Below are 26,658 nucleotides of genomic sequence, written 5' to 3' on the forward strand. Positions count from 1 at the left end.
TTCGCTTTTAGAAGAATCTTGGACTGGTTATACGGTCATTGTTTTTGAACAATTCAAAGCGCAAGAATATCTCGTGCGAACCTGAATTGTAATTGTCTAAATTGGTGGTTTCTCTGTCGTATCCGTAGCCAATATATAAACCATCGGAAACTTGGAATCCGACCATAGCGCTCAAGGCAGCACTCCACCTGTAAGAGGCACCTAACATCAATTTTTCATAGAATAAAAAGTTGGCAGACACATCCACTTGCAGAGGTGCTCCAGTAATCATTTTGGTCAAAAAGGCGGGTTTAAATTTAATTTCATCGTTCAAATCAAACACAAGGCCTCCTATGAGATAATAGCTTATTCTTTCTTTGAAAATAGCTACTTCATTGTCGTCATAGCGTTGTGTCTGAAGAAAATTGGGAATAGAAAAGCCCAAATAAGCTTGATCAGAATGCCAATAAATTCCTGCCCCAATATTGGGAGAGAAAGTACTGTAATTTTGCAAACTTGGATCTGGAACCACATTAGTTAATTTTGTAGCATCCAAATCAAATAAATTAGCAGTGGCTTTTATACCAAAGGATAGTTTCCAATCTTCTGAAGTATTAATGGTATAGGATAAGTCGGCAGAAATTGTATTTTCTGTGGTTGGACCTATTTTATCATTAATCAATGAAACCCCTAAGCCTAAACGAGATTCGTTCAGTGGTGTATTCATAGAAACAGTACTAGTAACGGGCGCTCCATCTAGTCCAACCCATTGCGTACGATATAGGGCAAACATACTTAAAGCTCCGCGCGATCCAGCATAAGCAGGATTGACATTGATGGTGTTATACATATACTGTGTAAATTGAGCATCCTGCTGGGCATAACTTAACACTCCTGTAAACAGCAAAGCGAATAATAGTATTCTTGTCTTCATTTAGTTTGAGTTTAAACCCGGGAGTTTGAATTCCCGGGAGTTAGATTTGAGTTAAATTTATCTTGAAAGGTATAAAAATCCTTCTTTTTTATTGGTTTGAATATTTCCTGTACCGCCTACAGATTGATAATTTACTATGTAAAAGTAGGTTCCAGTTGGTAAACCATCTTGTTTACTAATTGTTGTTCTACCTCTGGAAAAGCCATCGAAACGATTTGATTCGTTGTTGTATTTAGAGGTCTCGAAAACTAATACTCCCCAACGGTTGTAGATTTCAACCGAAACACCACTAGGATAGCAATTGGTATCATCTACACCATCAATTTGCAAGTAATCATTAGTGCCATCGCTATTTGGCGTAAATGCATTATGCACAACAATAGCTTGACAGTCTAAAACTAAACCAGCATCAACAGTAATCGTTACGGTAGCCGGATCGCAATTTGTTGGATTTAATTTGTCACAAATATAATAAACAATTGTATAGGTTCCTGCTGGGGTTCCCATAGGCACAGTAATTTGTCCACTTATAGTACTAATTAATGGAACAGGTGCGCCACCAATAGGAGTTGCAGGAATTGTTATTGTCAGATTTACCTGGTCAATAGCAACGTTGACGCCATTCAATGTATCATTTCCGTTTCCATTATTGTTTAAAACATTTCCAGCATTTGGATTACCTTCATCACCATTACCGCCAGCAATGGTATCATCTTGAGCAACTATAGCTGGGGCAGTTACAGTAATCGTTACTGTAGCCGAATCACAATTGGTTGGGTTTAGTTTTTCACAAATCGAATAAACGATCGTATAGGTTCCAGCTGTTGTTCCGGCAGGGATGCTAATTTGTCCTGTTGTAGTATCTACTTTAGGAACTGGAGCACCTCCAATCGGACTAGCAGGAGTTGTAATTGTCAAGTTTACTTGAGCAATGGTTACCGGCACACCATTTATTGTGTCATTTCCGTTGCCATTATTGTTTAATACGTTACCTGCATTTGTGTTTCCAGCAGCACCATTACCGCCAGCGATGGTATCATCTTGAGCAACTATAGCTGGAGCAGTTACAGTAATCGTTACCGTAGCGGAATCACAATTGGTTGGGTTTAGTTTTTCACAAATCGAATAAACGATCGTATAGGTTCCAGCTGGTGTTCCCGCAGGGATGCTAATTTGTCCTGTTGTAGTATCTACTTTAGGAACTGGAGCACCTCCAATCGGACTAGCAGGAGTTGTAATTGTCAAGTTTACTTGAGCAATGGTTACCGGCACACCATTTATTGTGTCATTTCCGTTGCCATTATTGTTTAATACGTTACCTGCATTTGTGTTTCCAGCAGCACCATTACCGCCAGCGATGGTATCATCTTGAGCAACTATAGCTGGAGCAGTTACAGTAATTGTTACCGTAGCGGAATCACAATTGGTTGGGTTTAGTTTTTCACAAATCGAATAAACGATCGTATAGGTTCCAGCTGGTGTTCCGGCAGGGATGCTAATTTGTCCTGTTGTAGTATCTACTTTGGGAACTGGAGCACCTCCAATCGGACTAGCAGGAGTTGTAATTGTCAAGTTTACTTGAGCAATGGTTACCGGCACACCATTTATTGTGTCATTTCCGTTGCCATTATTGTTTAATACGTTACCTGCATTTGTGTTTCCAGCAGCACCATTACCGCCAGCGATGGTATCATCTTGAGCAACTATAGCTGGAGCAGTTACAGTAATCGTTACCGTAGCGGAATCACAATTGGTTGGGTTTAGTTTTTCACAAATCGAATAAACGATCGTATAGGTTCCAGCTGGTGTTCCGGCAGGGATGCTAATTTGTCCTGTTGTAGTATCTACTTTGGGAACTGGAGCACCTCCAATCGGACTAGCAGGAGTTGTAATTGTCAAGTTTACTTGAGCAATGGTTACCGGCACACCATTTATTGTGTCATTTCCGTTGCCATTATTGTTTAATACGTTACCTGCATTTGTGTTTCCAGCAGCACCATTACCGCCAGCGATGGTATCATCTTGAGCAACTATAGCTGGAGCAGTTACAGTAATCGTTACCGTAGCGGAATCACAATTGGTTGGGTTTAGTTTTTCACAAATCGAATAAACGATCGTATAGGTTCCAGCTGGTGTTCCGGCAGGGATGCTAATTTGTCCTGTTGTAGTATCTACTTTGGGAACTGGAGCACCTCCAATCGGACTAGCAGGAGTTGTAATTGTCAAGTTTACTTGAGCAATGGTTACCGGCACACCATTTATTGTGTCATTTCCGTTGCCATTATTGTTTAATACGTTACCTGCATTTGTGTTTCCAGCAGCACCATTACCGCCAGCGATGGTATCATCTTGAGCAACTATAGCTGGAGCAGTTACAGTAATCGTTACCGTAGCGGAATCACAATTACCCGCATTCGCATTTTCACAAATCTGATAAGTTAAAGAGTATATTCCTGCCGCTGTGCCTGGTTTTACATCGACGGAACCATTATTGTTCAAAATTAAGTTTGGATTTGCGACGATAGTGGTTAAAGTAACATCCGAAGGATTAAGAACTGCATTGTTTAAAGTATCATTAGGGAAGACATTAATAACATTAATAGTACCGGTTCCGCTTACCACTGGTCCAGCACTATCGTTTACGGCATCAATTACAAAGGTAGGTTTTGAAGTACAGAAAGGATCCGCGGGTGGATAATTCACAACTACAGTTTGACTTGGATTAAGGGTGAAAGTCACATTGGCTTTTGGCCTTAGACTTTCAAAGCCATCAGCCGCTTCAATCCATTGATTATTTTTAAATACCCATCCTGGCCAATCAATGCCGTTACCATTTTGGTCTACAAGGGCTCCTGGCCATAGTATTTTTGCAGTAAGTGGCATATTGTTCATAGTAGTGATTACATTATTGTTGGGATCAGACCAAGTAATGGTCACACCATTTGCCGGGGTGAAGTTTACCGCAGTTATTGTATATGTAATGTAAGGAACATCGTTTTCACAAATTGCATTCGCAACTACCATCATCACAGGTGCAACAATATTAATAGTTACAATAGCAGTATCACAGTTGGTTGGATTTAAAATTTCACAAATTTGATATGTTAATGTTTGTGTTCCAACAGGCGCATTAGGCATTACATCAACAGATCCGTCAGCATTAAGTTGTAAAAATGGATTTGGAACGGTAGTTGTCAAAGTAACAAGCGAAGGATTTACGCTAGCGCCATTTAGAGTGTCATTTGTAAATACATTTACAACTTTAGGAATAATTTGATTAATTCCTACAATTGAGCCTGCATTATCGTTAACTGCATCAATTTTTGGAGCATTCACTGTCACCGTCACGGTTGCAGAATCACAAATTGTTGGATTAGTTTTGTCGCAAATAGAATAGACAATGGAATAAATTCCAGCCGGAGTACCTTGAGGCACGCTTATTTGTCCTGTTGTTGTATCAATTTGAGGAACAGGGGCACCATTGATGGATAATGCAGGGGTTGTTATAGAAAGGTTGACTTGGACTATAGCTACATTAACGCCGTTTAAGGTGTCATTTCCATTTCCATTATTATTCAATACATTTCCTGCATTTGTGTTTCCACTAAGACCATTTCCGCCGGCGATGATGTCGTCTTGGGCGATTATAACTGGCGGATTACCGGTAATATCCCATTTGCAAGTTTCAGGATTCCAAGTTGCTGTTTCGTAATTTGCTAAAGGCGGTTGTACCGGTTTGGTTCCCGTTACTTCCCAAGCACAAGACGTCGTATTGAAAGTCGCTGTTTCATAACAAGCCACAGTCGGTTGTACTGGTTTGGTTCCCGTTACTTCCCAAGCACAAGAAGTCGTATTGAAAGTTGCTGTTTCATAACAAGCCACAGTCGGTTGCACCGGTTTGGTTCCCGTTACTTCCCAAGCACAAGACGTCGTATTGAAAGTCGCTGTTTCATAACAAGCCACAGTCGGTTGTACTGGTTTGGTTCCCGTTACTTCCCAAGCACAAGAAGTCGTATTGAAAGTTGCTGTTTCATAACAAGCCACCGTCGGTTGCACCGGTTTGGTTCCCGTTACTTCCCAAGCACAAGACGTCGTATTGAAAGTCGCTGTTTCGTAACAAGCCACAGTCGGTTGTACCGGTTTAGTTCCCGTTACTTCCCAAGCACAAGAAGTCGTATTGAAAGTCGCTGTTTCATAACAAGCCACAGTCGGTTGCACCGGTTTGGTTCCAGTCACTTCCCAAGCACAAGAAGTCGTATTGAAAGTCGCTGTTTCATAACAAGCCACAGTCGGTTGCACCGGTTTGGTTCCAGTTACTTCCCAAGCACAAGAAGTCGTATTGAAAGTCGCTGTTTCATAACAAGCCACAGTCGGTTGTACCGGTTTAGTTCCAGTCACTTCCCAAGCACAAGAAGTCGTATTGAAAGTCGCTGTTTCATAACAAGCCACCGTCGGTTGTACCGGTTTGGTTCCAGTCACTTCCCAAGCACAAGAAGTCGTATTGAAAGTCGCTGTTTCATAACAAGCCACAGTCGGTTGCACCGGTTTGGTTCCCGTTACTTCCCAAGCACAAGAAGTCGTATTGAAAGTCGCTGTTTCATAACAAGCCACAGTCGGTTGTACCGGTTTAGTTCCCGTTACTTCCCAAGCACAAGAAGTCGTATTGAAAGTCGCTGTTTCATAACAAGCCACAGTCGGTTGTACCGGTTTAGTTCCCGTTACTTCCCAAGCACAAGAAGTCGTATTGAAAGTCGCTGTTTCATAACAAGCCACAGTCGGTTGCACCGGTTTGGTTCCCGTTACTTCCCAAGCACAAGAAGTCGTATTGAAAGTCGCTGTTTCATAACAAGCCACAGTCGGTTGCACCGGTTTGGTTCCCGTTACTTCCCAAGCACAAGAAGTCGTATTGAAAGTCGCTGTTTCATAACAAGCCACCGTCGGTTGCACCGGTTTGGTTCCCGTTACTTCCCAAGCACAAGAAGTCGTATTGAAAGTCGCTGTTTCATAACAAGCCACAGTCGGTTGTACCGGTTTGGTTCCCGTTACTTCCCAAGCACAAGAAGTTGTATTGAAAGTCGCTGTTTCATAACAAGCCACCGTCGGTTGTACCGGTTTAGTTCCCGTTACTTCCCAAGCACAAGACGTCGTATTGAAAGTCGCTGTTTCATAACAAGCCACAGTCGGTTGCACCGGTTTGGTTCCCGTTACTTCCCAAGCACAAGACGTCGTATTGAAAGTCGCTGTTTCGTAACAAGCCACAGTCGGTTGTACCGGTTTAGTTCCCGTTACTTCCCAAGCACAAGAAGTCGTATTGAAAGTCGCTGTTTCATAACAAGCCACCGTCGGTTGCACCGGTTTGGTTCCAGTCACTTCCCAAGCACAAGAAGTCGTATTGAAAGTCGCTGTTTCATAACAAGCCACAGTCGGTTGTACTGGTTTGGTTCCCGTTACTTCCCAAGCACAAGAAGTCGTATTGAAAGTTGCTGTTTCATAACAAGCCACCGTCGGTTGCACCGGTTTGGTTCCCGTTACTTCCCAAGCACAAGACGTCGTATTGAAAGTCGCTGTTTCGTAACAAGCCACAGTCGGTTGTACCGGTTTAGTTCCCGTTACTTCCCAAGCACAAGAAGTCGTATTGAAAGTCGCTGTTTCATAACAAGCCACAGTCGGTTGCACCGGTTTGGTTCCAGTCACTTCCCAAGCACAAGAAGTCGTATTGAAAGTCGCTGTTTCATAACAAGCCACAGTCGGTTGCACCGGTTTGGTTCCAGTTACTTCCCAAGCACAAGAAGTCGTATTGAAAGTCGCTGTTTCATAACAAGCCACAGTCGGTTGTACCGGTTTAGTTCCAGTCACTTCCCAAGCACAAGAAGTCGTATTGAAAGTTGCAATTTCATAACAAGCCACCGTCGGTTGCACCGGTTTGGTTCCCGTTACTTCCCAAGCACAAGACGTCGTATTGAAAGTCGCTGTTTCGTAACAAGCCACAGTCGGTTGTACCGGTTTAGTTCCCGTTACTTCCCAAGCACAAGAAGTCGTATTGAAAGTCGCTGTTTCATAACAAGCCACCGTCGGTTGCACCGGTTTGGTTCCAGTCACTTCCCAAGCACAAGAAGTCGTATTGAAAGTCGCTGTTTCATAACAAGCCACAGTCGGTTGCACCGGTTTGGTTCCAGTCACTTCCCAAGCACAAGAAGTCGTATTGAAAGTCGCTGTTTCATAACAAGCCACAGTCGGTTGCACCGGTTTGGTTCCCGTTACTTCCCAAGCACAAGAAGTCGTATTGAAAGTCGCTGTTTCATAACAAGCCACAGTCGGTTGTACCGGTTTAGTTCCAGTCACTTCCCAAGCACAAGAAGTCGTATTGAAAGTTGCTGTTTCGTAACAAGCCACAGTCGGTTGTACCGGTTTAGTTCCCGTTACTTCCCAAGCACAAGAAGTCGTATTGAAAGTCGCTGTTTCATAACAAGCCACAGTCGGTTGCACCGGTTTGGTTCCCGTTACTTCCCAAGCACAAGAAGTCGTATTGAAAGTTGCTGTTTCGTAACAAGCCACAGTCGGTTGTACCGGTTTAGTTCCCGTTACTTCCCAAGCACAAGAAGTCGTATTGAAAGTCGCTGTTTCGTAACAAGCCACAGTCGGTTGTACCGGTTTAGTTCCCGTTACTTCCCAAGCACAAGAAGTCGTATTGAAAGTCGCTGTTTCATAACAAGCCACCGTCGGTTGCACCGGTTTGGTTCCCGTTACTTCCCAAGCACAAGAAGTCGTATTGAAAGTCGCTGTTTCATAACAAGCCACAGTCGGTTGTACCGGTTTGGTTCCCGTTACTTCCCAAGCACAAGAAGTCGTATTGAAAGTCGCTGTTTCATAACAAGCCACCGTCGGTTGGATTGGTTTAGTTCCAGTCACTTCCCAAGCACAAGAAGTCGTATTGAAAGTTGCTGTTTCATAACAAGCCACCGTCGGTTGTACCGGTTTGGTTCCAGAAACTTCCCAAGCACAAGAAGTCGTATTGAAAGTCGCTGTTTCATAACAAGCCACAGTCGGTTGTACTGGTTTGGTTCCCGTTACTTCCCAAGCACAAGAAGTCGCATTGAAAGTCGCTGTTTCATAACAAGCCACAGTCGGTTGCACCGGTTTAGTTCCAGTTACTTCCCAAGCACAAGAAGTCGTATTGAAAGTTGCTGTTTCATAACAAGCCACAGTCGGTTGTACCGGTTTAGTTCCCGTTACTTCCCAAGCACAAGACGTCGTATTGAAAGTTGCTGTTTCATAACAAGCCACAGTCGGTTGCACCGGTTTAGTTCCAGTCACTTCCCAAGCACAAGAAGTCGTATTGAAAGTTGCTGTTTCATAACAAGCCACAGTCGGTTGGATTGGTTTAGTTCCAGTCACTTCCCAAGCACAAGAAGTCGTATTGAAAGTTGCTGTTTCATAACAAGCCACAGTCGGTTGTACCGGTTTAGTTCCCGTTACTTCCCAAGCACAAGAAGTCGTATTGAAAGTCGCTGTTTCATAACAAGCCACAGTCGGTTGTACTGGTTTGGTTCCCGTTACTTCCCAAGCACAAGAAGTCGTATTGAAAGTCGCTGTTTCATAACAAGCCACCGTCGGTTGGATTGGTTTAGTTCCAGTCACTTCCCAAGCACAAGACGTCGTATTGAAAGTTGCTGTTTCATAACAAGCCACAGTCGGTTGCACCGGTTTAGTTCCAGTCACTTCCCAAGCACAAGAAGTCGTATTGAAAGTTGCTGTTTCATAACAAGCCACAGTCGGTTGTACCGGTTTAGTTCCCGTTACTTCCCAAGCACAAGACGTCGTATTGAAAGTTGCTGTTTCATAACAAGCCACCGTCGGTTGTACCGGTTTGGTTCCAGTCACTTCCCAAGCACAAGAAGTCGTATTGAAAGTCGCTGTTTCATAACAAGCCACAGTCGGTTGTACCGGTTTGGTTCCCGTTACTTCCCAAGCACAAGAAGTCGTATTGAAAGTCGCTGTTTCATAACAAGCCACCGTCGGTTGTACCGGTTTGGTTCCAGTCACTTCCCAAGCACAAGAAGTCGTATTGAAAGTCGCTGTTTCATAACAAGCCACAGTCGGTTGCACCGGTTTGGTTCCCGTTACTTCCCAAGCACAAGACGTCGTATTGAAAGTCGCTGTTTCATAACAAGCCACCGTCGGTTGTACCGGTTTGGTTCCAGTCACTTCCCAAGCACAAGAAGTCGTATTGAAAGTTGCTGTTTCATAACAAGCCACAGTCGGTTGTACCGGTTTAGTTCCCGTTACTTCCCAAGCACAAGACGTCGTATTGAAAGTCGCTGTTTCATAACAAGCCACAGTCGGTTGCACAGGTTTGGTTCCCGTTACTTCCCAAGCACAAGAAGTCGTATTGAAAGTCGCTGTTTCATAACAAGCCACCGTCGGTTGCACCGGTTTGGTTCCCGTTACTTCCCAAGCACAAGAAGTCGTATTAAAAGTCGCTGTTTCATAACAAGCCACCGTCGGTTGGATTGGTTTAGTTCCAGTCACTTCCCAAGCACAAGAAGTCGTATTGAAAGTCGCTGTTTCGTAACAAGCCACCGTCGGTTGGATTGGTTTAGTTCCAGTCACTTCCCAAGCACAAGAAGTCGTATTGAAAGTCGCTGTTTCGTAACAAGCCACCGTCGGTTGCACCGGTTTGGTTCCCGTTACTTCCCAAGCACAAGAAGTCATATTGAAAGTCGCTGTTTCATAACAAGCCACCGTCGGTTGTACCGGTTTGGTTCCTGTTACTTCCCAAGCACAAGAAGTCGTATTGAAAGTATGAATATCCCAACAATTAACTTTTACTGGTTCTGCTGGTTTTGGAGTATTATTATTTACCCAAGAACAAGTGGAAGTATTAAAAGTAAATGTATCCCAGCAATTTACTTTAGTTGGCTCTTGTGGGATTGCAGGTTGCGGATTAATCGTTACCGTTGCAGGAACAATAGATATGCAGCCTGCCGTTGATTTAGCAGTTACCGTATAGGTTCCAGCCGCAACATTCGTAAATATACCGGTAGTGTTGGTATAAGTGCTACCATCAATGCTATACGTCATACCAGTTCCAGTCGGAGCAGTGATTGTTATTGTTCCTGTAGCTACCATACAAGTAGGTTGTAAAGTCGCAGCAACGGTTGGAGTGGCAGGCGTTAGCGGTTGATTATTAATTACTTTCTCTGTTGGTGTCGATATACATCCAGTAGCGTTAGTAGTTGTTATATTATAGGTACCTGGCGCTAATCCGGAAAAAATACCAGTCGCATTGGTAACAGCTGGAACTACAGGGTTGGTTCCTATAACACTATAGGAAATGCCTATTCCAGGCGCCGGAGCTGTAACAGTTATGGTTCCAGTGGCTAACGAGCAAGTTGGATTGCTTACAGTTGCAGCTGGTGCAGTTGGTATATCATTGACATTTACAACAATTGGCACTTTAGGTCCGATACAATTTCCTGAGGCGGCTTCTGCAACCCAATATGTGGTTGTTCCTACTGCAGTTGTTGAAGGAGTTATTGACAATTCTGGATTTCCTGTTTCAGAAGTAAAATAATATAAAGTATACGGAGGTGTATGGGCTGTGGCAGTAGCAGTCAATGGTAATGCAGGCTCACCTTTACAATAATTCACATTTTCGCAATGTATTGGTGTGGTCGCAACGTTTGTTACTGTTATTGTAAAAGGAAAATTACAACCTACAGCCGCATCTGGGGGAACTGCATAATATTGGACACTTCCAGAAGTCGCTGGAAACGGATTTGATATCGTATACTCGATAGTTCTTGCAAAATTGTAAAATCTTGACCCTGGCGGAAATCCCGAATAAATCGCGGTAATGGGAATAGATGCTTCAGGATTGCAAAATACAAAATCTCTCATCGCAGGTGTACTTTGACAATTTTGATTTACGTATGAGGCAGCATTAACGCTTATATTTAGTGGATTTAAAATAGGTTCACCTGGGCAAGTTCCTGTCGAATTATATCCTACGTAAAATGGTTTCTTCTCAAAGTAGACATCTGTGGTGGCTCCTGTTCCGCTGATATTTCCATAGATAGAAACAAATTGGGCACACGAAGAATTTTTGAGTAGTGAGCAATCCGTGGTAACTTTTACTTTAAAAGAGAAATCAGCAAGAACAGTATCAGGATTTGCAGGTAGTGGCAAAGTACCAAAATCATAGACAATAGAACCTTTTGGACCTAAACTAGGATCAAAATATAAATTATTTGGAGTGGGAAGTGGCGAAAAATTAACATTCTTTGCTAAGCTTCCAGGTACGAAATCCACCATATACGGAATTGGAACAATTAATCTTGTCGTATTTATCGCTTCAGTTCCTCTATTATAAATATTTATTTTTGCACCAATAACATCACCAGGCACCACCGATGAAATTGGGCTTGTAACCGGAACACCATTTAATGAACCTCCAGCAATAACTGCTTCTGCAACTGGTACATAGGCATCTACTGCCATAGCAATCGCGAAAATTATATAAGTATCTTGAGTAGATCCAAATCGGAATGTGGTAGCAGTTTGATTATTGTGCATCACCTCATTATTAGAGTTTGGCACATTAAACATACTTACATCTAATCCAGTATTATTGAGAAGGTTAGGATTTCGTACATTACCACCTGTGTTTATTGACGAATTAAAGAAATTATTAGTGCTATTGCTGGAATGAGTCAAACGCATCCAAGAACCGTCAATTTGCTTTTTAATTTCAAAATAATCTCCTGCTATTCCGCGATCACCTTCACCTGAAATAAGGCCTAATTTCATGTTCACTGGACCCGTTTGGACAGTGTTGAAACCTGAAACAGGAAGTTCGTAACTTAGCGTTTGACTGCCAGCTACGTATGCGTAACCATCAAATAGGGTAACATCACGGTATTTCATTTTGCTATTTTCATAAATAACAATAAGCGACCATCCACCATAAAATCCGGTACCGCCACCATCACCTTCAACTAATGCCATATCAGCTGCTGTGTAGGAACCGACTCCGTTTGCGCGAACATAGTCAGTAACCTCTGCATAGGCAGCATACATATTTCCTTGTACTCCACTTGGATAATAAATGTCATTTGTATTCGCGGTAATTGTTGTGTAAGAGGATTGATTAGGACCCTTTAATGAAATTTTGGTTTTATCTAATGTTTTAGTAATAGTACCTTTAGTAACAGTAAAGGAATTTGGACTGGGTTCATTACTTGGATTGTGCGCTCGACCAGTCCAATATAATCCGGCAAAAATTATTTTTGAACAAGCAGGATCTGCTCCGTTTTCAGTAGATAGTCCTAGGGTGGCAGAAGATGAATTTAGAGTATTTGCATCACCATCTACATCTACATAAACCATGGGATTGGCATTGGTAATGTCATCTCCATAATTTTGTAGTGTTAAATTTGAATTCCCAATGATAGTGAAGTCTCCTTTTATATTATAAATTTTCTTGGTAGGGGTATAGGACGACGTTCTTTGACTTGCAGATTTAAAAACCTGTGCATCAACAATGGAGGTGCTTCCGATACAAAATAGTACTATTAGTACCAAATATTGTCGTTTATTATTTATCAATTTAAAGTATTTATTTTTCATGATGATTTGTATTAATTGACCAACAGTGCTTATTCTGAAAATTGAATTTTATAAAAAATACCATATTGGTTAGCGTAATTGAGAAACATGTTTGCAACGACTGCATCTGTTGTATTTACAGTAGATAAAATATAGATGTATTTCAATTTGGATAAATTTGCGAAGTTGAGCAAATCAATTTTTGAATTTACATCGAAAGTATTATCAATTTTTATGACTACAATTTCTATGTTCTCTCTAGAAAAATTGTCATTAATCATACTTTTAATTGACGATACATCCGTAAATAATTTTACCGGATTTTCCCCATAATTTTTTATTATTCCCGATTGATAATAAACCGCTGGCTGGATTCCAAAAACAAGATTTTCAACATATTGCGCTGTGGAAATGTTGGATTTTGTTTTAAGATTACTTGAAGAGTTTACTTTTAGACTTGCAATATAAGAATTGACATCCAAGACATTTGGCGTAACTGTGTTTCTGCTTTGAGCAGAAATATGTACAATAGAAAGCGAAAAAAGCAGCAAAAAGATAACTCTCTTTAAGGCGAGGGAACCCTTTTGTTGAACTGAGTTCAAATTGTTTTTAAAAGAAACAAATTGATTTGGAGCATTTTTTTTCATAAATTCACTATTTTATCGTTCTGAAATGGTAGCATTTGCTTAAACAACTATATTTGTATGAATAGCAATGTTTTTGTTTGTAAAATTAATTATGATTTAACTAATTATGTTCTTTTATTCTACTAATGACTGAAATATCCGTTAAACCACATTATTTTCATTTTTTCTGCTATTTTAATGAGGTTTTTGTATTTTACTAGTGTTATTTTGATAATAATGCAATAAGATTATTTATAATATCCTGATTATTAACAGTTTTAAAGCATAATTCTGTTGTTTAACAATTCAAATCTAAATCAAAAAACAATAGCTTCGACAAAAAACATCGATAAAATGCAAAAAAACACTGTTTAAGTGCATAAAATAAGTTATTAGAAAGTTTTATACTACAAAAAACTAATAATATTTTTTCGTAATTAATATCATAAATTTTAATCTGTAGTAATACAATTCTATTTTGAAATAATTTGGCATTTATTTGTGCATAATTTATTGGGGTATCAGGTTCAATATTTGTATGTAATGTACATTTTTTACACTAAATATCCTAGTTTTAACAAGCTAATTTGAAATTTTACTTTTAAACTTTTATTTTTTTACCCTCTAATCGACAGGCCTATGAAAAACCTAATTCTCATGCGACACGCAAAATCCTCTTGGGATGCTCCTGTTCAAGATTTCGATAGAACTTTAGAACACAGAGGGATAGAAGATGCACATTCAGTCGCTCGGTATAGTTTAAATTATTTGCCTTCATCTTTCGTAATATATTCGAGTTCAGCAAAACGGGCACGCGAAACCGCACTAATTTTTGCAAAGACTATTTTATATCCCGCAGAAAGTATCGTTTTTAGTGACAATCTTTATACTTTTGATGCATATAAATTAGAAAAGGTTATCAAATCAATTCGTAATAATATCGATAATGTTATTATTTTTGGGCATAACGATGCCATTACAAATTTTGTCAATAAATTTGGAAACATTTTCATCGATAATGTCCCCACTGCAGGATTCGTTTGGATTCAATTTGAAGCTGAAAGTTGGGATACCATCGCAAATGGCAAAACAATAAAAACACTATTCCCCAAAAATTTAAAATAAACAGCGTGCATAAATATAGATATATTGAAAGAGAAAAAAGTTGGTTGAGCTTCAACGCGAGAGTACTTCAGGAGGCTGCTGATGATGCAGTGCCGCTACTGGAGAGACTCCGTTTTTTAGGAATTTTTTCTAATAATTTGGATGAGTTTTTTAGAGTTCGTTTTGCTGCCATCCGTCGATTGAGTTTGTCTGGCATATCCGGAAAAAATCATTTTGGTGGAATTTCGGCTCATCAATTGTTGAAAGAAATTACCGAAATTGTTATCAAACAGCAATCCGAAAGTTTAAAAATTCTGCATACCATCGAAGCCAAGCTAGAAACTGAAAATATTTTTATTATAGACGAAAATCATATTTCAGATGAGCAGGAATTATTTTTGAAAGACTTTTTTATTCAAAAAATTAGCCCTGAATTGATTACCATAATCTTGAATGATTTGGCAGAATTTCCCGTTTTAAAGGATTCTGTCGGGTATTTGGCAGTGAAATTAGTGATGAAAAAAAATGCGGAGGTGCATTATGCTTTAATCGAAATTCCAAATACCATCAACCGATTTGTTGTACTGCCTTCAATTGACGAAAAACAATATGTGATTTTGTTGGATGATGTGATACGACAACATTTGGGCAGTATTTTCAATATTTTTGACTATGAGACCATCTCCGCTCACATGATCAAAATTACTCGGGATGCACAATTAGAAATGGATAGCGATTTGAGTAAAAGTATGCTCGAAAAAATTGCTTCTAGCGTAAAAGACAGAAGAATAGGGGAACCTGTTCGTTTTATTTATGATGAATTAATCGAAAGAGACACATTGAAATTTATTTTGGATAAAATGCATATTATCGCTTCCGATAGTATAATTCCGGGAGGAAAATACCACAATAGACGTGATTATATGAAGTTTCCAAATCTGGGAAGGTTCGATTTATTGTATAAAACAAATAGCCCTTTGCCTGTGCCGGGACTCAACCTGGAGGGCAGTATTTTAGAAAAAATCAGTAAAAAAGATTATTTAATTCACGCACCTTATCAGTCGTTTTCATACCTCACCAAGTTTTTGCGCGAAGCAGCTTTAGATCCAAAAGTAGCTTCTATAAAAATTACCTTATATCGATTGGCCAAAAATTCGCAAATTATTAGTTCTCTAATTAATGCAGCCAAAAATGGGAAGAAGGTAACCGTCCAAATCGAATTACAAGCGCGTTTCGATGAAGCTTCGAATATTTCCTATTCTGAACAAATGCAAACTGAGGGTATTCATCTTATTTTTGGAATAAAAGGGCTTAAAGTGCATTCTAAAGTCTGCGTTATCGAAAGAATCGAAGACGATGCTATCAAGCGCTATGGCTTTATTTCAACGGGGAATTTCAACGAACAAACAGCTAAAATTTATACCGATGTCACGCTCCTGACAAGTCATCAGCAAATATTGAAAGACGCATCTAAAATATTTGAATTTTTTGAAATTAATTATCGTTTGTTTCGTTACAAACATTTGATTGTTTCGCCTCATTACACTAGATCTCGTTTCAATAAAATGATTGATCGTGAAATTTTTCATGCATCGAATGGTAAAGAAGCTTATATAAAGTTAAAAATGAATAGTTTATCCGACTTTGAACTCATTGATAAATTATACGAAGCCAGCAATGCAGGAGTAAAAATTCAACTCGAAGTGAGAGGCATTTGTTCCCTGATTCCGGGCGTTCCTGGTATGAGTGAAAATATCGAAGCCATCAGTATTGTCGATAATTATCTCGAACATTCCAGAATATATATCTTCGGAAATGCTGGTGATCCAGAAGTGTACATTTCTTCGGCCGATTTTATGACCCGAAATCTCGATGCTAGAGTCGAAGTTACTTGTCCGATTTATGATGAAAAAATTAAAAAGGAATTGATAGAAATATTTGATATCGGCTGGAAAGGAAATGTAAAAGCTCGCATTCATTCAGAGAAATTAGATAACAAATATCGCGCTCGAAAAGGCTACGAACCTGTTTTTAGAGCCCAATTTGAAACTTATAATTACCATCAAGATAAAGTAGAAGTTAGTAACTCCAATGTTTAATCGGATTCATTTCCAAAATATAAAGTATAATGCTGAACCCAACTGCGATTAAACCCATTCAACAGGAAAGTCTCAATATCAAAAAATATGCGGCCATCGATATTGGGTCGAATGCCATGCGTTTATTGATTACTTATATTGTCGAACAAGAAGGCAAAGAATCGCAATTCAATAAAAACTCCTTGGTTCGTGTGCCTATTCGTTTGGGACAAGATTCCTTTACGGTGGGCGAAATTTCAGAGGAAAACATCGATAGAATGATCGATGCCATGAAAGCATTTCGCCTTTTGATGAAAGTGCATAAAGTTGAAAAATACAAAGCATTGGCAACCTCGGCTATGCGTGAAGCATATAATGGACAGGAAGTTGTCGAAATTATCAAAGAAAAAGCAGGAATCGATATCGAAATTATTGATGGTAAAAAAGAGGCAATTATTATCGCATCAACGGATTTGCATCATCTTTTAAAATCAGACAAAACCTATTTGTATGTAGATGTTGGTGGAGGTAGCACCGAATTTTCTTTGTTTTCTAATAGCAAAATTGTCGTTTCTAAATCATTCAAAGCAGGAACAGTTCGGTTTCTGAATAAAATGGTTTGTGATGTTGTTTGGCAAGAAATGGAAAAATGGATCAAAGCAAATACTCAAGAGTATGAAGATGTAATTCTAATTGGTTCAGGTGGAAATATCAATAAATTATTCAAAATGTCGGGTAAATTGCAAGACAAACCCATGTCTTATATTTATTTGAACTCGCAATATGCCTATTTGAATTCTCTTACTTATGAGCAAAGGATCTCAGAGCTAGGTTTGAATCCCGACCGTTCCGACGTAATTATCCCTGCAACACAAATCTATCTTAACGCGATGAAATGGAGTGGAGCTAGAAACATTTATGTGCCAAAAATTGGACTTTCCGATGGAATTGTAAAAGCAATGTATTACGGAAAGATTTAAATATCCAAATCGAAAGTCCTTTTCAATAATTCCAAATTAGGATTTATTTCATTCAATCGGTTGTATTTATCCAAAGGTGTAAAAGCAAATTTATTCTCCACTTTTTCATTAACCACAACATCAATGGTAATGTCGTGATTGTGCAATTTGCCTCGAAGATATCCTAAAAGTTCCAGTTTTTCCGATTCAAATTCAATCTTCGTACTGTCGTTGGGCAGTTCGTGGGTTATCGTCGTGCCTTCTAATTTTGGATCACTGATTAATAAAAGCGATTCCATAATTTTGTGTCCTTTATCGCCCAAACGTTGCGCATATTTGCTCCATTGTAGGAGCATATCGGTTTCGTTAAAAGGCTCCGTAGGAAGATGAACTTCTTCTTTTACAATTCCTTTAGTGCTTTCTAGTAATTCTCTTTTGGCTCGGATACTAGAAAGGGATAGTGCTGAAAATTTCGGTCCTTCGGTAAGGTTGCTGGTTTGCTTCACCAGTTCGTTATCGCTAGTTCGCTGTTGGGAATTTGTCGTTTCTGCTGGTACAATTACATCAGAAGGAATAACTTCAACTTTAGGTTCTGTAACTTTTGTATTCTGCAAACTGCCTTCTGCTGACTGCGTTCTGCTATCTGAAACCTGTTTAGTTTCAACAATCGAATAATCGGTTTTCCTAAAATAAGTAGGTGGAATTATATATTGCTCAACTTTTTTTTTTCTCCATCGAAGGTGATGGAGGCCAGTTGCATCAAGCAAAGTTCAACTAATAGTCGTTGGTTTTGACTCAGTTTGTATTTCAAATCGCAGTCGTTGGCAATTTCAATTCCTTTCAATAAGAAATCCTGCGACGCTTTTTGACATTGTATGCCATATAATTTTTGGGCTTGTTCTCCCACTTCCAACAAGGATAAAGTAGAAGGCGTTTTCGAAACCAATAAATCTCTGAAATGCGAAGCCAATCCAGAAACAAAATGATGTGCATCAAATCCTTTGGAGAGAATATCGTTAAAAGCGACTAATAATTCTGGAATTTTGTTTTCCAAAATTAAATCGGTCACGTTGATGTACGTTTCATAGTCCAAAACGTTCAGATTTTCAGTAACAGCTTGTCGGGTCAAATTGCTACCACAATAGGAAACCACTCGGTCAAAAATAGACAAAGCATCACGCATCGCACCATCTGCTTTTTGGGCAATAATGTGCAAAGCATCGTCTTCATAATTCACGCCTTGGCTAAAAGCGACTTCGGCAAGATGTTCTTTGGCGTCTTTTACGGTGATTCTTTTAAAATCAAATATCTGGCAACGAGAAAGAATCGTTGGAATTATTTTGTGTTTTTCGGTCGTAGCCAAGATGAAAATGGCGTGTTTTGGTGGTTCTTCTAATGTTTTCAAGAAAGCATTAAAAGCTGCCGAAGACAACATATGCACCTCGTCAATAATATACACCTTATATTGTCCGGTTTGCGGTGGAATCCGAACTTGGTCAATCAAATTCCTAATATCATCTACTGAATTGTTCGAAGCCGCATCCAATTCGAAAACATTGAAGGCAAAATCTTCATTCGGATCATCATAACCTGGTTGGTTGATTTTACGAGCAAGAATTCTAGCACAAGTGGTTTTTCCAACGCCACGAGGACCAGTAAACAATAGGGCAGAAGCCAAGTGATTGCTCTCTATAGCGTGTAACAAAGTACTAGTAATGGCTTTTTGTCCCACAACATCATTAAATGTTTGTGGACGGTATTTACGAGCCGACACTACAAATTGTTCCATAGATTTTTATTGGTTAGCAAATATAAGATTTTAGTTGATTTGTTTATTCGCTAATTTGTTTATTTGAAGAAAATCTTTTCTTTACCAATATAAAAATTAGCATCGAAAATAATAGCGTATTGATAATCAAAGAAATGATTAAAGCTTTGTCGTAAATTACATTTTTTTGATTTTTAGGAAGTTTATTTTGAGATAATTTATAAGCTCTTAATTTTTCTAATTGGTAAATAAAACTTCTCAAAGTTTCTATGTTAAATTTCAAGTAGTTGATTTCAGAATCAGTTTCAGTAGGCTCGATGATTTTGCCAAATTTATCACGTTTAAATTCGGGAGGAGGAGGCCAACCTAGTCCAAAATCTTGCGATTGTGTTGGTGAACACATACTCAGAGACAGTTTATTATCATTGTTGAAATTTCCATAAACAATCCATAATCCTTTTTTATCTGGAAATAATCCACAATCGCTTCCTTCAGAAACACCTTCAATAGTCTTTGATATAAAAATTCCTTTGAAAAGTTCTATGATTTTAAAACTATAGGTTTGATTAATTGTGTCACGTTTTATTAATTCTCCGTAAAATACCATATCGTATTTTTTTAAACCATATTCAACCATTTTTTCTTTATCATATTCGACACATTTACAGGCAAATGATTTATTAGTAATTGATAAACAAATAATTAAAAGGATTAGATTGTGCAGTTTCATTTTTGAAAATTTTACATACAATAATAAGGTTTTTAATTGAAATTGTAATTATCAAAAATCAATTTTAATAGCAATATCAATTACAATTTCAATTTCAATGAAAAAATCTAAAATCTAAAATCTACAATCTAAAATCAAAAATCCTTATTTTTGCGCTGCAGACCGCCTTATCGCCGTCTCGATTTATCGGGAGGGAGGAAAGTCCGGACACCACAGAGAAGCATAGCGGGTAACACCCGTCGGTTCGAGTAATCGGATTAGGACAAGTGCAACAGAAAGCAGGTACAGGTAATGCTGTAGTGAAACCAGGTAAACTCTATGCGGTGAAATTTCAAGTATATCGGCATTTAAGGGTTCTCGCCCGTTGTCGAAGGGTAGAAAGATGGAGCACGCGAGTAATTTCGTGCCTAGATAAATGATAAGGCACCATTTATTGGTGACAGAACCCGGCTTATAGGTCTGCTTTTTTTATTTATTTTCAAATTTATTTCTTAAAAACGATGAAATTGAATCTTGTTGAAATTCCTCGGGTAAAAACCATTTCGAAAGAGGATTTTTTTAATAATTATGTAAAAAAACAAAAACCACTAGTCATTGAGCAGCTAACAACCGATTGGCCTGCGTATCAAAAATGGAATTTAGAATACATAAAGCAAGTAGCTGGTGATAAAACGGTGCCATTATATGATGATAGACCTGTTTCTCATAAAGATGGTTTTAATGAGGCTCATGCCAAGATGAAAATGAGCGATTACATCGATTTGCTGCAAGAGACACCAACCAATTATCGTATTTTTTTATACAATTTAATGCAGGAGGTATCGGTACTTCAAAACGATTTCAAATGGCCTAAAATTGGACTTCGATTAGTAAAACAATTGCCAATGTTGTTTTTTGGAGGCGAAAATTCGAAAGTTTTTATGCATTTTGATATTGATTACTCCAACATTCTTCATTTTCATTTTCACGGAAAAAAGCAATGTATTTTATTCCCACCCTCAGAAACTCCCTACCTATATAAGGTACCCCATTCTTTAATTTCAAGGGAAGATATCGATTTTGACAATCCTGATTTCGAAAAGTGGCCTGCCTTACAAAAAGCAAAAGGTATGATTTGCAATTTGAAACACGGCGAAATGCTTTATATGCCAGAAGGATATTGGCATTATATGAAGTATCTAACGCCTGGTTTTTCAATGAGTTTGAGAGCTTTTCCTAGAAAAATCAATAATCTTGGCAAAGCGGCATTCAATGTATTTGTAATGAGACATTACGATGTTGTGATGCGCAAATGGAAAGGTCAAGAGTGGATTGATTATAAAAACAATCAAGCGATAATCAACACCAATAAAAAATTGTAAGACGCACAGCCTGTATTCCAATAAGTTTTCGGAGCATTTTACGTATTCAAATTAGACCGGTGCAAAAGTAGTTTTATCGGGAAAACATCTGTTTTTTTATTCCAATGCGAAGTTTCGGCATTCGAAGACTTTCGCAAGTATTTACTTTACGATAATTTTGATTGTAATCCATCTTCAGAATAGGTTTTATTTTTCAAAAAATTGGTATTAAGTATTTTTGTAAATTGGTTTTTTCAATATATAAAGGTAGTTCTATATTTGGAAAAATTATTCACACTGATATAGATGAAAAACACCAATTCCAACGCAGTCAAGAGCAACAATAAAAGTTTATTTTCTAAACTAGTACAGAATCTTACGTTTTGGGTTTTGATTGCTATCATTGTAGGGATTTTGCTAGGTCATTTTTTCCCTGCCGCTGGTGTTCAGATGGAAATTATTGGCAAAACCTTCGTCGATTTGATTAAGCTTTTTATTGCGCCAATCATATTTCTTACGATTGTTTTAGGTATTTCAGGAATGGGTGATTTAAAGAAAGTCGGGCGAATTGGCGCCAAAGCTTTACTGTATTTCGAAATAGTTTCTACTTTGGCACTTGCTATTGGAATTGCAGTTGCCTATTTTTTTGAACCTGGAAAAATTGATAAAACGGGCTTGCCTATTCAAGATGCCAGCAAATATACTCAAGGCGCATCGAAGGATTTTTCGTGGATGCAATTCTTTCTTTCTAACCTAACTTTGCAGGTTTTATTAGTGGCAATTATTGTGGGTGTCGCACTCAATTTTTACAAGCACCGAGAAAAAACGATTGTAGTTTTAGAGCGATTTTCAAAAGTGGTTTTTTTAGGGCTAAAATATGTTATGTATCTCGCTCCAATTGGTGCCTTTGGCGGAATGGCTTATACTATTGGGAAGTTTGGTTTAGCAACCTTGATCCCATTAGGGAAACTGATGATTTCTGTTTACGCAACTATGTTTTTGTTTGTTTTTATTGTTCTAGGTGGAATTCTCCGCTACTACAAAATAAAAATAATGGATTTGTTGAAGTACATCAGAGAAGAGTTACTGTTGGTTTTGGGAACCTCTTCATCCGAATCGGCCTTGCCATCCATTATGCTAAAGTTGGAAAAAATGGGTTGCAGTAAATCGGTAGTAGGCTTGGTGATTCCTACCGGCTATTCGTTCAATTTAGATGGGACTTCTATTTATTTGTCGATGTCCGTTATTTTCTTGGCGCAATTATACGATGTACAGCTTAGCTTTTTCGAAATTCTAGTCATCATCGGATTATTGATGATTACCTCGAAGGGCGCTGCAGGAGTTACAGGAAGTGGATTTATTGTTTTAGCTTCTACCTTAACTGCCATTCACAAAATTCCAGTCGAAGGTTTGGCTTTTTTGCTGGGCGTGGATAAATTTATGAGCGAAGCAAGAGCCATTACAAATCTTATCGGAAATACTGTGGCTACAATTGTAATTGCCAAAAGCGAAAATGATTTTGCCGATCCCATTTTAGATACTAACCTAGAAGAATTTTAACTATATTCTACTACAATTCATCAAAATCGGTAATTTCAATATCATCCACTTTTTCTAATTCGAAAAAGCTAAAAATCGAACCACCATAACTTTTCTTGAAGGAGAAATGAATTAAATGGTCGAGTTTGGTGTATTTGGAATGTTCGATAATCATCATACCATCTCCATGTAAAATGTTTTTTTCGAAAACCGTTAAAACTACTTTTTCAAAGGTTTTTTGGTCCAAACCATAAGGAGGATCTGCAAAAACAATGTCGTAAGTGGCTTTGTTTCTTTCTAAAAAAGTAAACACATCGCTTTTGGTGGCGGCGATGTTGAAGTCATATTCGGCTGCGACTTGCTTGATGAATTTTACACAACCAAAATCAGCATCGACTGAAGTGATTGGTGTGCTGCCACGTGACGCAAATTCGAAACTGATATTTCCGGTTCCCGCGAATAAATCCAGTATTTTCAAGCCTTCGAAATTGAAATGATTGTTCAAAACATTGAATAATGCTTCCTTACTCATATCGGTTGTGGGGCGAACGGGAAGTCCTTTGGGCGGAAAAATACGTCTTCCTTTATATTTACCTGAAATGATTCTCACGATTGGAATAGTATAAAATGTTTCCGATTTTGGGCAGTGGTAAAGGGATTGTTTTTTTGCTGATTCGTTACGTCAAACAAAGACACATTTCGAATGTATTTGTAAGCCAATTGATAAAAATCGTCTTCTTCGGCAATCGTTCCCAATAGTTCCAATTTGAAATTCTCGGGATTCATATTCATTTGTTCGGCAGTGAAAAGCAAATAATACAGAAAATCTTCCGGCGTTTGATAATCAAAAGAATTGAACAACAATAAATTTTGGTTTTGAAGAACTATAATTTCAAAATGCCCTGGATTAAAATTGACAATCATCTTTTTGTCATCATTATTTCTGGAAACTTCTAAAAGTTTGTTGACTAAAATACTATTGGCGTGTTTGTAATTGAAGGAACCAAATTGGTCAATAAAAAAATTATTGATATTCACATACGGTATGTAAACCGCGTTCATTTGGTAATTTGGTATTTCATCGAAAGCAAAAAAATCAGTTTCGAAAACTTTGGTATTGTATTGCAAATAGCTTCCTAAGAAGTTCTCATCAAAAAGTGGTTCCGGTACAAAGGTCGAAAGATTGTTGTTGTGAATGACCAATATTTCGTCATATGAATCCTTCAATTCAGGGTTTTCTCGAAAAGCATCTCCGAACAATTCTTCGATTTTGGTCGCTTTATGAAAAGTATCAAAATGGATTTCATTCACGGAAAGCACTTGGTTATGTAATGTATCAAAAACACAAAACGAAAGCCCGGTCAAGGAAACTTGAAGTGAGAGTTTTTTGTATTTTTTATCGGTAATGGTAGTAGTAATGGACATAGTTGCAAACTTACAAATTTATTTTATAGTTTAGAAGTTTAAAGGTTTAAAGGTTAAAGTTGTTTGAAGTTTAAAATTGTTTAAAGTTGTTCTCAACCAACAATTTTAAACTCATAAACCTGTAAACTCATAAACTTTTTCCTTACTTTGCAGTCAAATTACTTCAAATGAATTCCTCCCTTTTTTATAGTCTTTTACAGAAAAAATTCCCTTTTACACCCACTTATAAACAGGATATTTTTTTTCAAAAAATCGCTATTTTCTTGACTGAAAAAGACAACAACACGATTTTCGTCTTGAAAGGATATGCCGGAACAGGAAAAACGACCGTGATTTCGACCATAGTCAATAATTTATTAGAGATTAATAAGAAATATGTTTTGCTGGCGCCAACAGGTCGTGCGGCCAAGGTAATTGCCAATTATTCGAATAAATCTGCTTTTACGATTCATAAGAAAATCTATTTTCCCAAGAAATCTTCAGGTGGTGGCGTTTCATTTACTTTGCAGCAAAATAAGCACACCAACACCATATTTATCGTTGATGAAGCTTCAATGATTTCGGACACGAATTCGGATTCTAAATTGTATGAAAACGGTTCTTTGCTTGATGATTTGATTTCCTATGTCTATTCAGGAACCAATTGCAAAATGATTCTTTTGGGAGATACGGCCCAATTGCCACCTGTGAATTTGGATGTTAGTCCGGCTTTGGACATTCAAACTTTGGGTTTAAATTACTACAAAGAAGTCGAACATATCGAACTAGACGAGGTAATGCGTCAGGAAGAAAATTCCGGAATCTTATATAATGCCACGGAGCTTCGTGAACTATTGAAAGATTCCTTTATCGATGAATTCAAATTTGACCTCAAGAAATTCAAAGATATTGTTCGTTTGACCGATGGTTATGACATTCAGGACGCGATCAATTCGGCTTACAGCAATTACAGTATTGAGGACACGGCTTTTATCGTTCGGTCGAATAAACGAGCCAATCAATACAATGAGCAAATTCGTTCGAAAATTCTCGATAAAGAAAGTGAATTGTCGACTGGTGATTTTTTGATGGTCGTGAAAAACAATTATTTCTGGCTCAAAGACTCCGACGAAGCCGGTTTTATTGCCAATGGTGACATCATCGAAGTGCTTGAAATTTTCAATATTAAGGAATTATACAGTTTCAAGTTTGCTAATGTCAAAATAAGAATGGTCGATTATCCCAACCAAAAACCATTCGAAACAGTCTTGTTATTAGACACCATAAAAAGTGAATCGCCGTCCTTAACGTACGAAGAATCGAACCGATTGTATCAGGAAGTTTTGAAGGATTACGAAGGCGAACCTAAGTTCAAGCAATTTCAAAAAGTGAAAGCCAACGAATATTTCAATGGATTGCAAGTCAAGTTTTCCTATGCCATTACTTGCCATAAATCGCAAGGAGGGCAGTGGAATACGGTTTTTGTCGAGCAACCCTATTTGCCAGACGGCATCAATAGAGACTACATTCGGTGGTTGTACACCGCTATGACTAGAGCCAAAAATAAATTGTATTTGATAGGATTTAAGGACGATAGTTTTGTGGATTGATTATTTTAAAATTAAACCATTAAGAAAATTAATGTTCATTAAGTGCAATATCTTAATCTTCTTAAACCTCTTAATGGTTTAAAAATATTTAAATGTTTTTTTATGAACACATTAAACGATTTACATAAAATTTCAGTCACTTTTTCGAATACCGAAAAAATGCCGGTTTTATTTCTGGGACACGGAAGTCCTATGAACGCTATCGAAGAAAATGAGTTTGTGATTGGTTTTCGAGACTTGGCCAAAACATTACCACAACCCAACGCCATTTTATGTATTTCGGCGCATTGGTTTACTAATGGAACGAAGGTTACCGCAATGGAAATGCCCAGAACAATTCACGATTTTGGAGGTTTTCCACAAGCCTTATTCGAAGTGCAATATCCCGCGAAAGGAAGTCCAGAATTAGCAATAAAAACTAAGGAATTATTAAAACCAATCGACGTTGAACTCGACGAGCATTGGGGTTTGGATCACGGGACTTGGAGCGTAGTCAAACATTTACATCCCGAAGCCAACATTCCCGTAATCCAGTTGAGTATTGATTACACCAAATCACCGCAATACCATTTTGAATTGGCTAAGAAATTGAGCGATTTGCGCCGAAAAGGAATCCTGATAATTGGTAGCGGTAATATCATTCATAATTTGCGATTGGTTGATTTTTCTAATTTTGACAAAGACAATTATGGTTACGATTGGGCGATTGAAGCCAGGGAAACAATCAATAATTATTTATTGGACGGCAATTTCCAACCGCTGATTGATTACGAAAAACAAAGTAAGGCATTCCAATTAGCGATTCCGACGCCAGATCATTATTTGCCTTTGATTTATACCTTGGGACTAAAAGATAAAACCGAAGAACTGAGTTTGTTTAATGATAAATTAGTGGCGGGTTCGTTGAGTATGACTTCGGTGAAGATAATGTAAGGAAGTTATTTAAGAAAAATGTTTTTTGCTATATTTGTAAAAATAAA

At 38.2% G+C, this 26,658-nt stretch carries 15 protein-coding genes and 1 other RNA gene; 8 read left to right on the forward strand and 8 right to left on the reverse strand.

Annotated features, from left to right (window positions below; all coding sequences use genetic code 11):
* Positions 1 to 7: 7 nt before the first annotated feature.
* From E1750_RS00255 to E1750_RS00265, 3 genes are read right to left on the reverse strand one after another with little or no spacing between them, the layout of a single operon-like run.
* The gene (locus E1750_RS00255; RefSeq protein ID WP_133274831.1) at positions 8 to 913 is read right to left on the reverse strand and encodes a PorP/SprF family type IX secretion system membrane protein; all 906 of its coding nucleotides are present in this window, start codon (positions 911 to 913) and stop codon (positions 8 to 10) included.
* Positions 914 to 970: 57 nt separating this feature from the next.
* A complete protein-coding gene (locus tag E1750_RS00260; protein WP_133274832.1) occupies positions 971 to 12,541 on the reverse strand; it encodes a gliding motility-associated C-terminal domain-containing protein in 11,571 nt (3,856 codons plus the stop codon).
* A gap of 29 nt (positions 12,542 to 12,570) precedes the next feature.
* A complete protein-coding gene (locus E1750_RS00265; RefSeq protein WP_133274833.1) occupies positions 12,571 to 13,167 on the reverse strand; it encodes a hypothetical protein in 597 nt (198 codons plus the stop codon).
* A gap of 618 nt (positions 13,168 to 13,785) precedes the next feature.
* Between E1750_RS00265 and E1750_RS00270 the strand changes: the two genes are divergently transcribed.
* From E1750_RS00270 to E1750_RS00280, 3 genes are read left to right on the forward strand one after another with little or no spacing between them, the layout of a single operon-like run.
* Positions 13,786 to 14,271, forward strand: a complete 486-nt coding sequence (locus tag E1750_RS00270) for a SixA phosphatase family protein (protein WP_133274834.1) — start codon at positions 13,786 to 13,788, stop codon at positions 14,269 to 14,271.
* Between the two features lie 5 nt (positions 14,272 to 14,276).
* Positions 14,277 to 16,349 carry a polyphosphate kinase 1 gene (ppk1, locus tag E1750_RS00275; RefSeq protein ID WP_133274835.1) on the forward strand — a complete coding sequence of 691 codons (2,073 nt, stop codon included), beginning with the start codon at positions 14,277 to 14,279 and terminating at the stop codon, positions 16,347 to 16,349.
* Between the two features lie 29 nt (positions 16,350 to 16,378).
* Positions 16,379 to 17,308, forward strand: a complete 930-nt coding sequence (locus E1750_RS00280; RefSeq protein WP_133274836.1) for a Ppx/GppA phosphatase family protein — start codon at positions 16,379 to 16,381, stop codon at positions 17,306 to 17,308.
* Here E1750_RS00280 and E1750_RS17860 read toward each other — a convergent pair.
* The 3 genes from E1750_RS17860 to E1750_RS00295 form a co-directional block, all read right to left on the reverse strand.
* Positions 17,305 to 17,901, reverse strand: a complete 597-nt coding sequence (locus tag E1750_RS17860) for a DNA polymerase III subunit gamma/tau (RefSeq protein ID WP_227873928.1) — start codon at positions 17,899 to 17,901, stop codon at positions 17,305 to 17,307. The two genes, E1750_RS00280 and E1750_RS17860, sit on opposite strands and share 4 nt — an antisense overlap.
* Positions 17,902 to 17,990: 89 nt before the next feature.
* Positions 17,991 to 19,076 (reverse strand): DNA polymerase III subunit gamma/tau, encoded by a 1,086-nt coding sequence (dnaX, locus tag E1750_RS00290; RefSeq protein WP_133274837.1) that lies wholly within the window; start codon positions 19,074 to 19,076, stop codon positions 17,991 to 17,993.
* 43 nt (positions 19,077 to 19,119) lie between these two features.
* Positions 19,120 to 19,785 carry a hypothetical protein gene (locus E1750_RS00295; protein WP_133274838.1) on the reverse strand — a complete coding sequence of 222 codons (666 nt, stop codon included), beginning with the start codon at positions 19,783 to 19,785 and terminating at the stop codon, positions 19,120 to 19,122.
* A 154-nt stretch (positions 19,786 to 19,939) separates the two neighbouring features.
* Here E1750_RS00295 and rnpB point away from each other — a divergent pair.
* The 3 genes from rnpB (at position 19,940) to E1750_RS00310 (ending at position 22,685) form a co-directional block, all read left to right on the forward strand.
* Positions 19,940 to 20,255: RNase P RNA component class A (gene rnpB / locus E1750_RS00300), an RNA gene on the forward strand.
* 30 nt (positions 20,256 to 20,285) lie between these two features.
* On the forward strand, positions 20,286 to 21,146 hold the full coding sequence (locus E1750_RS00305) for a cupin-like domain-containing protein (protein ID WP_133274839.1): 861 nt from the start codon (positions 20,286 to 20,288) through the stop codon (positions 21,144 to 21,146).
* A 285-nt stretch (positions 21,147 to 21,431) separates the two neighbouring features.
* On the forward strand, positions 21,432 to 22,685 hold the full coding sequence (locus E1750_RS00310; RefSeq protein ID WP_133274840.1) for a cation:dicarboxylate symporter family transporter: 1,254 nt from the start codon (positions 21,432 to 21,434) through the stop codon (positions 22,683 to 22,685).
* Between the two features lie 10 nt (positions 22,686 to 22,695).
* On the opposite strand, the gene E1750_RS00315 is transcribed toward E1750_RS00310, so the two are convergent.
* Together E1750_RS00315 and E1750_RS00320 are read right to left on the reverse strand one after the other, a co-directional pair.
* Positions 22,696 to 23,274: an RsmD family RNA methyltransferase gene (locus E1750_RS00315; RefSeq protein ID WP_133274841.1), complete on the reverse strand. Its 579-nt coding sequence runs from the start codon at positions 23,272 to 23,274 to the stop codon at positions 22,696 to 22,698.
* Positions 23,271 to 24,089 carry a DUF3822 family protein gene (locus tag E1750_RS00320; protein WP_133274842.1) on the reverse strand — a complete coding sequence of 273 codons (819 nt, stop codon included), beginning with the start codon at positions 24,087 to 24,089 and terminating at the stop codon, positions 23,271 to 23,273. Before E1750_RS00320 ends, E1750_RS00315 begins: the two co-directional genes overlap by 4 nt.
* Positions 24,090 to 24,256: 167 nt before the next feature.
* On the opposite strand from E1750_RS00320, the gene E1750_RS00325 reads away from it, so the two are divergent.
* The gene (locus E1750_RS00325; protein ID WP_133274843.1) at positions 24,257 to 25,678 is read left to right on the forward strand and encodes an ATP-dependent DNA helicase; all 1,422 of its coding nucleotides are present in this window, start codon (positions 24,257 to 24,259) and stop codon (positions 25,676 to 25,678) included.
* Between the two features lie 102 nt (positions 25,679 to 25,780).
* Positions 25,781 to 26,611: a 4,5-DOPA-extradiol-dioxygenase gene (ygiD, locus tag E1750_RS00330; protein ID WP_133274844.1), complete on the forward strand. Its 831-nt coding sequence runs from the start codon at positions 25,781 to 25,783 to the stop codon at positions 26,609 to 26,611.
* The last annotated feature ends 47 nt before the right edge of the window (positions 26,612 to 26,658 follow it).

This window comes from Flavobacterium nackdongense (genome assembly GCF_004355225.1).
Classification (GTDB): domain Bacteria; phylum Bacteroidota; class Bacteroidia; order Flavobacteriales; family Flavobacteriaceae; genus Flavobacterium; species Flavobacterium nackdongense.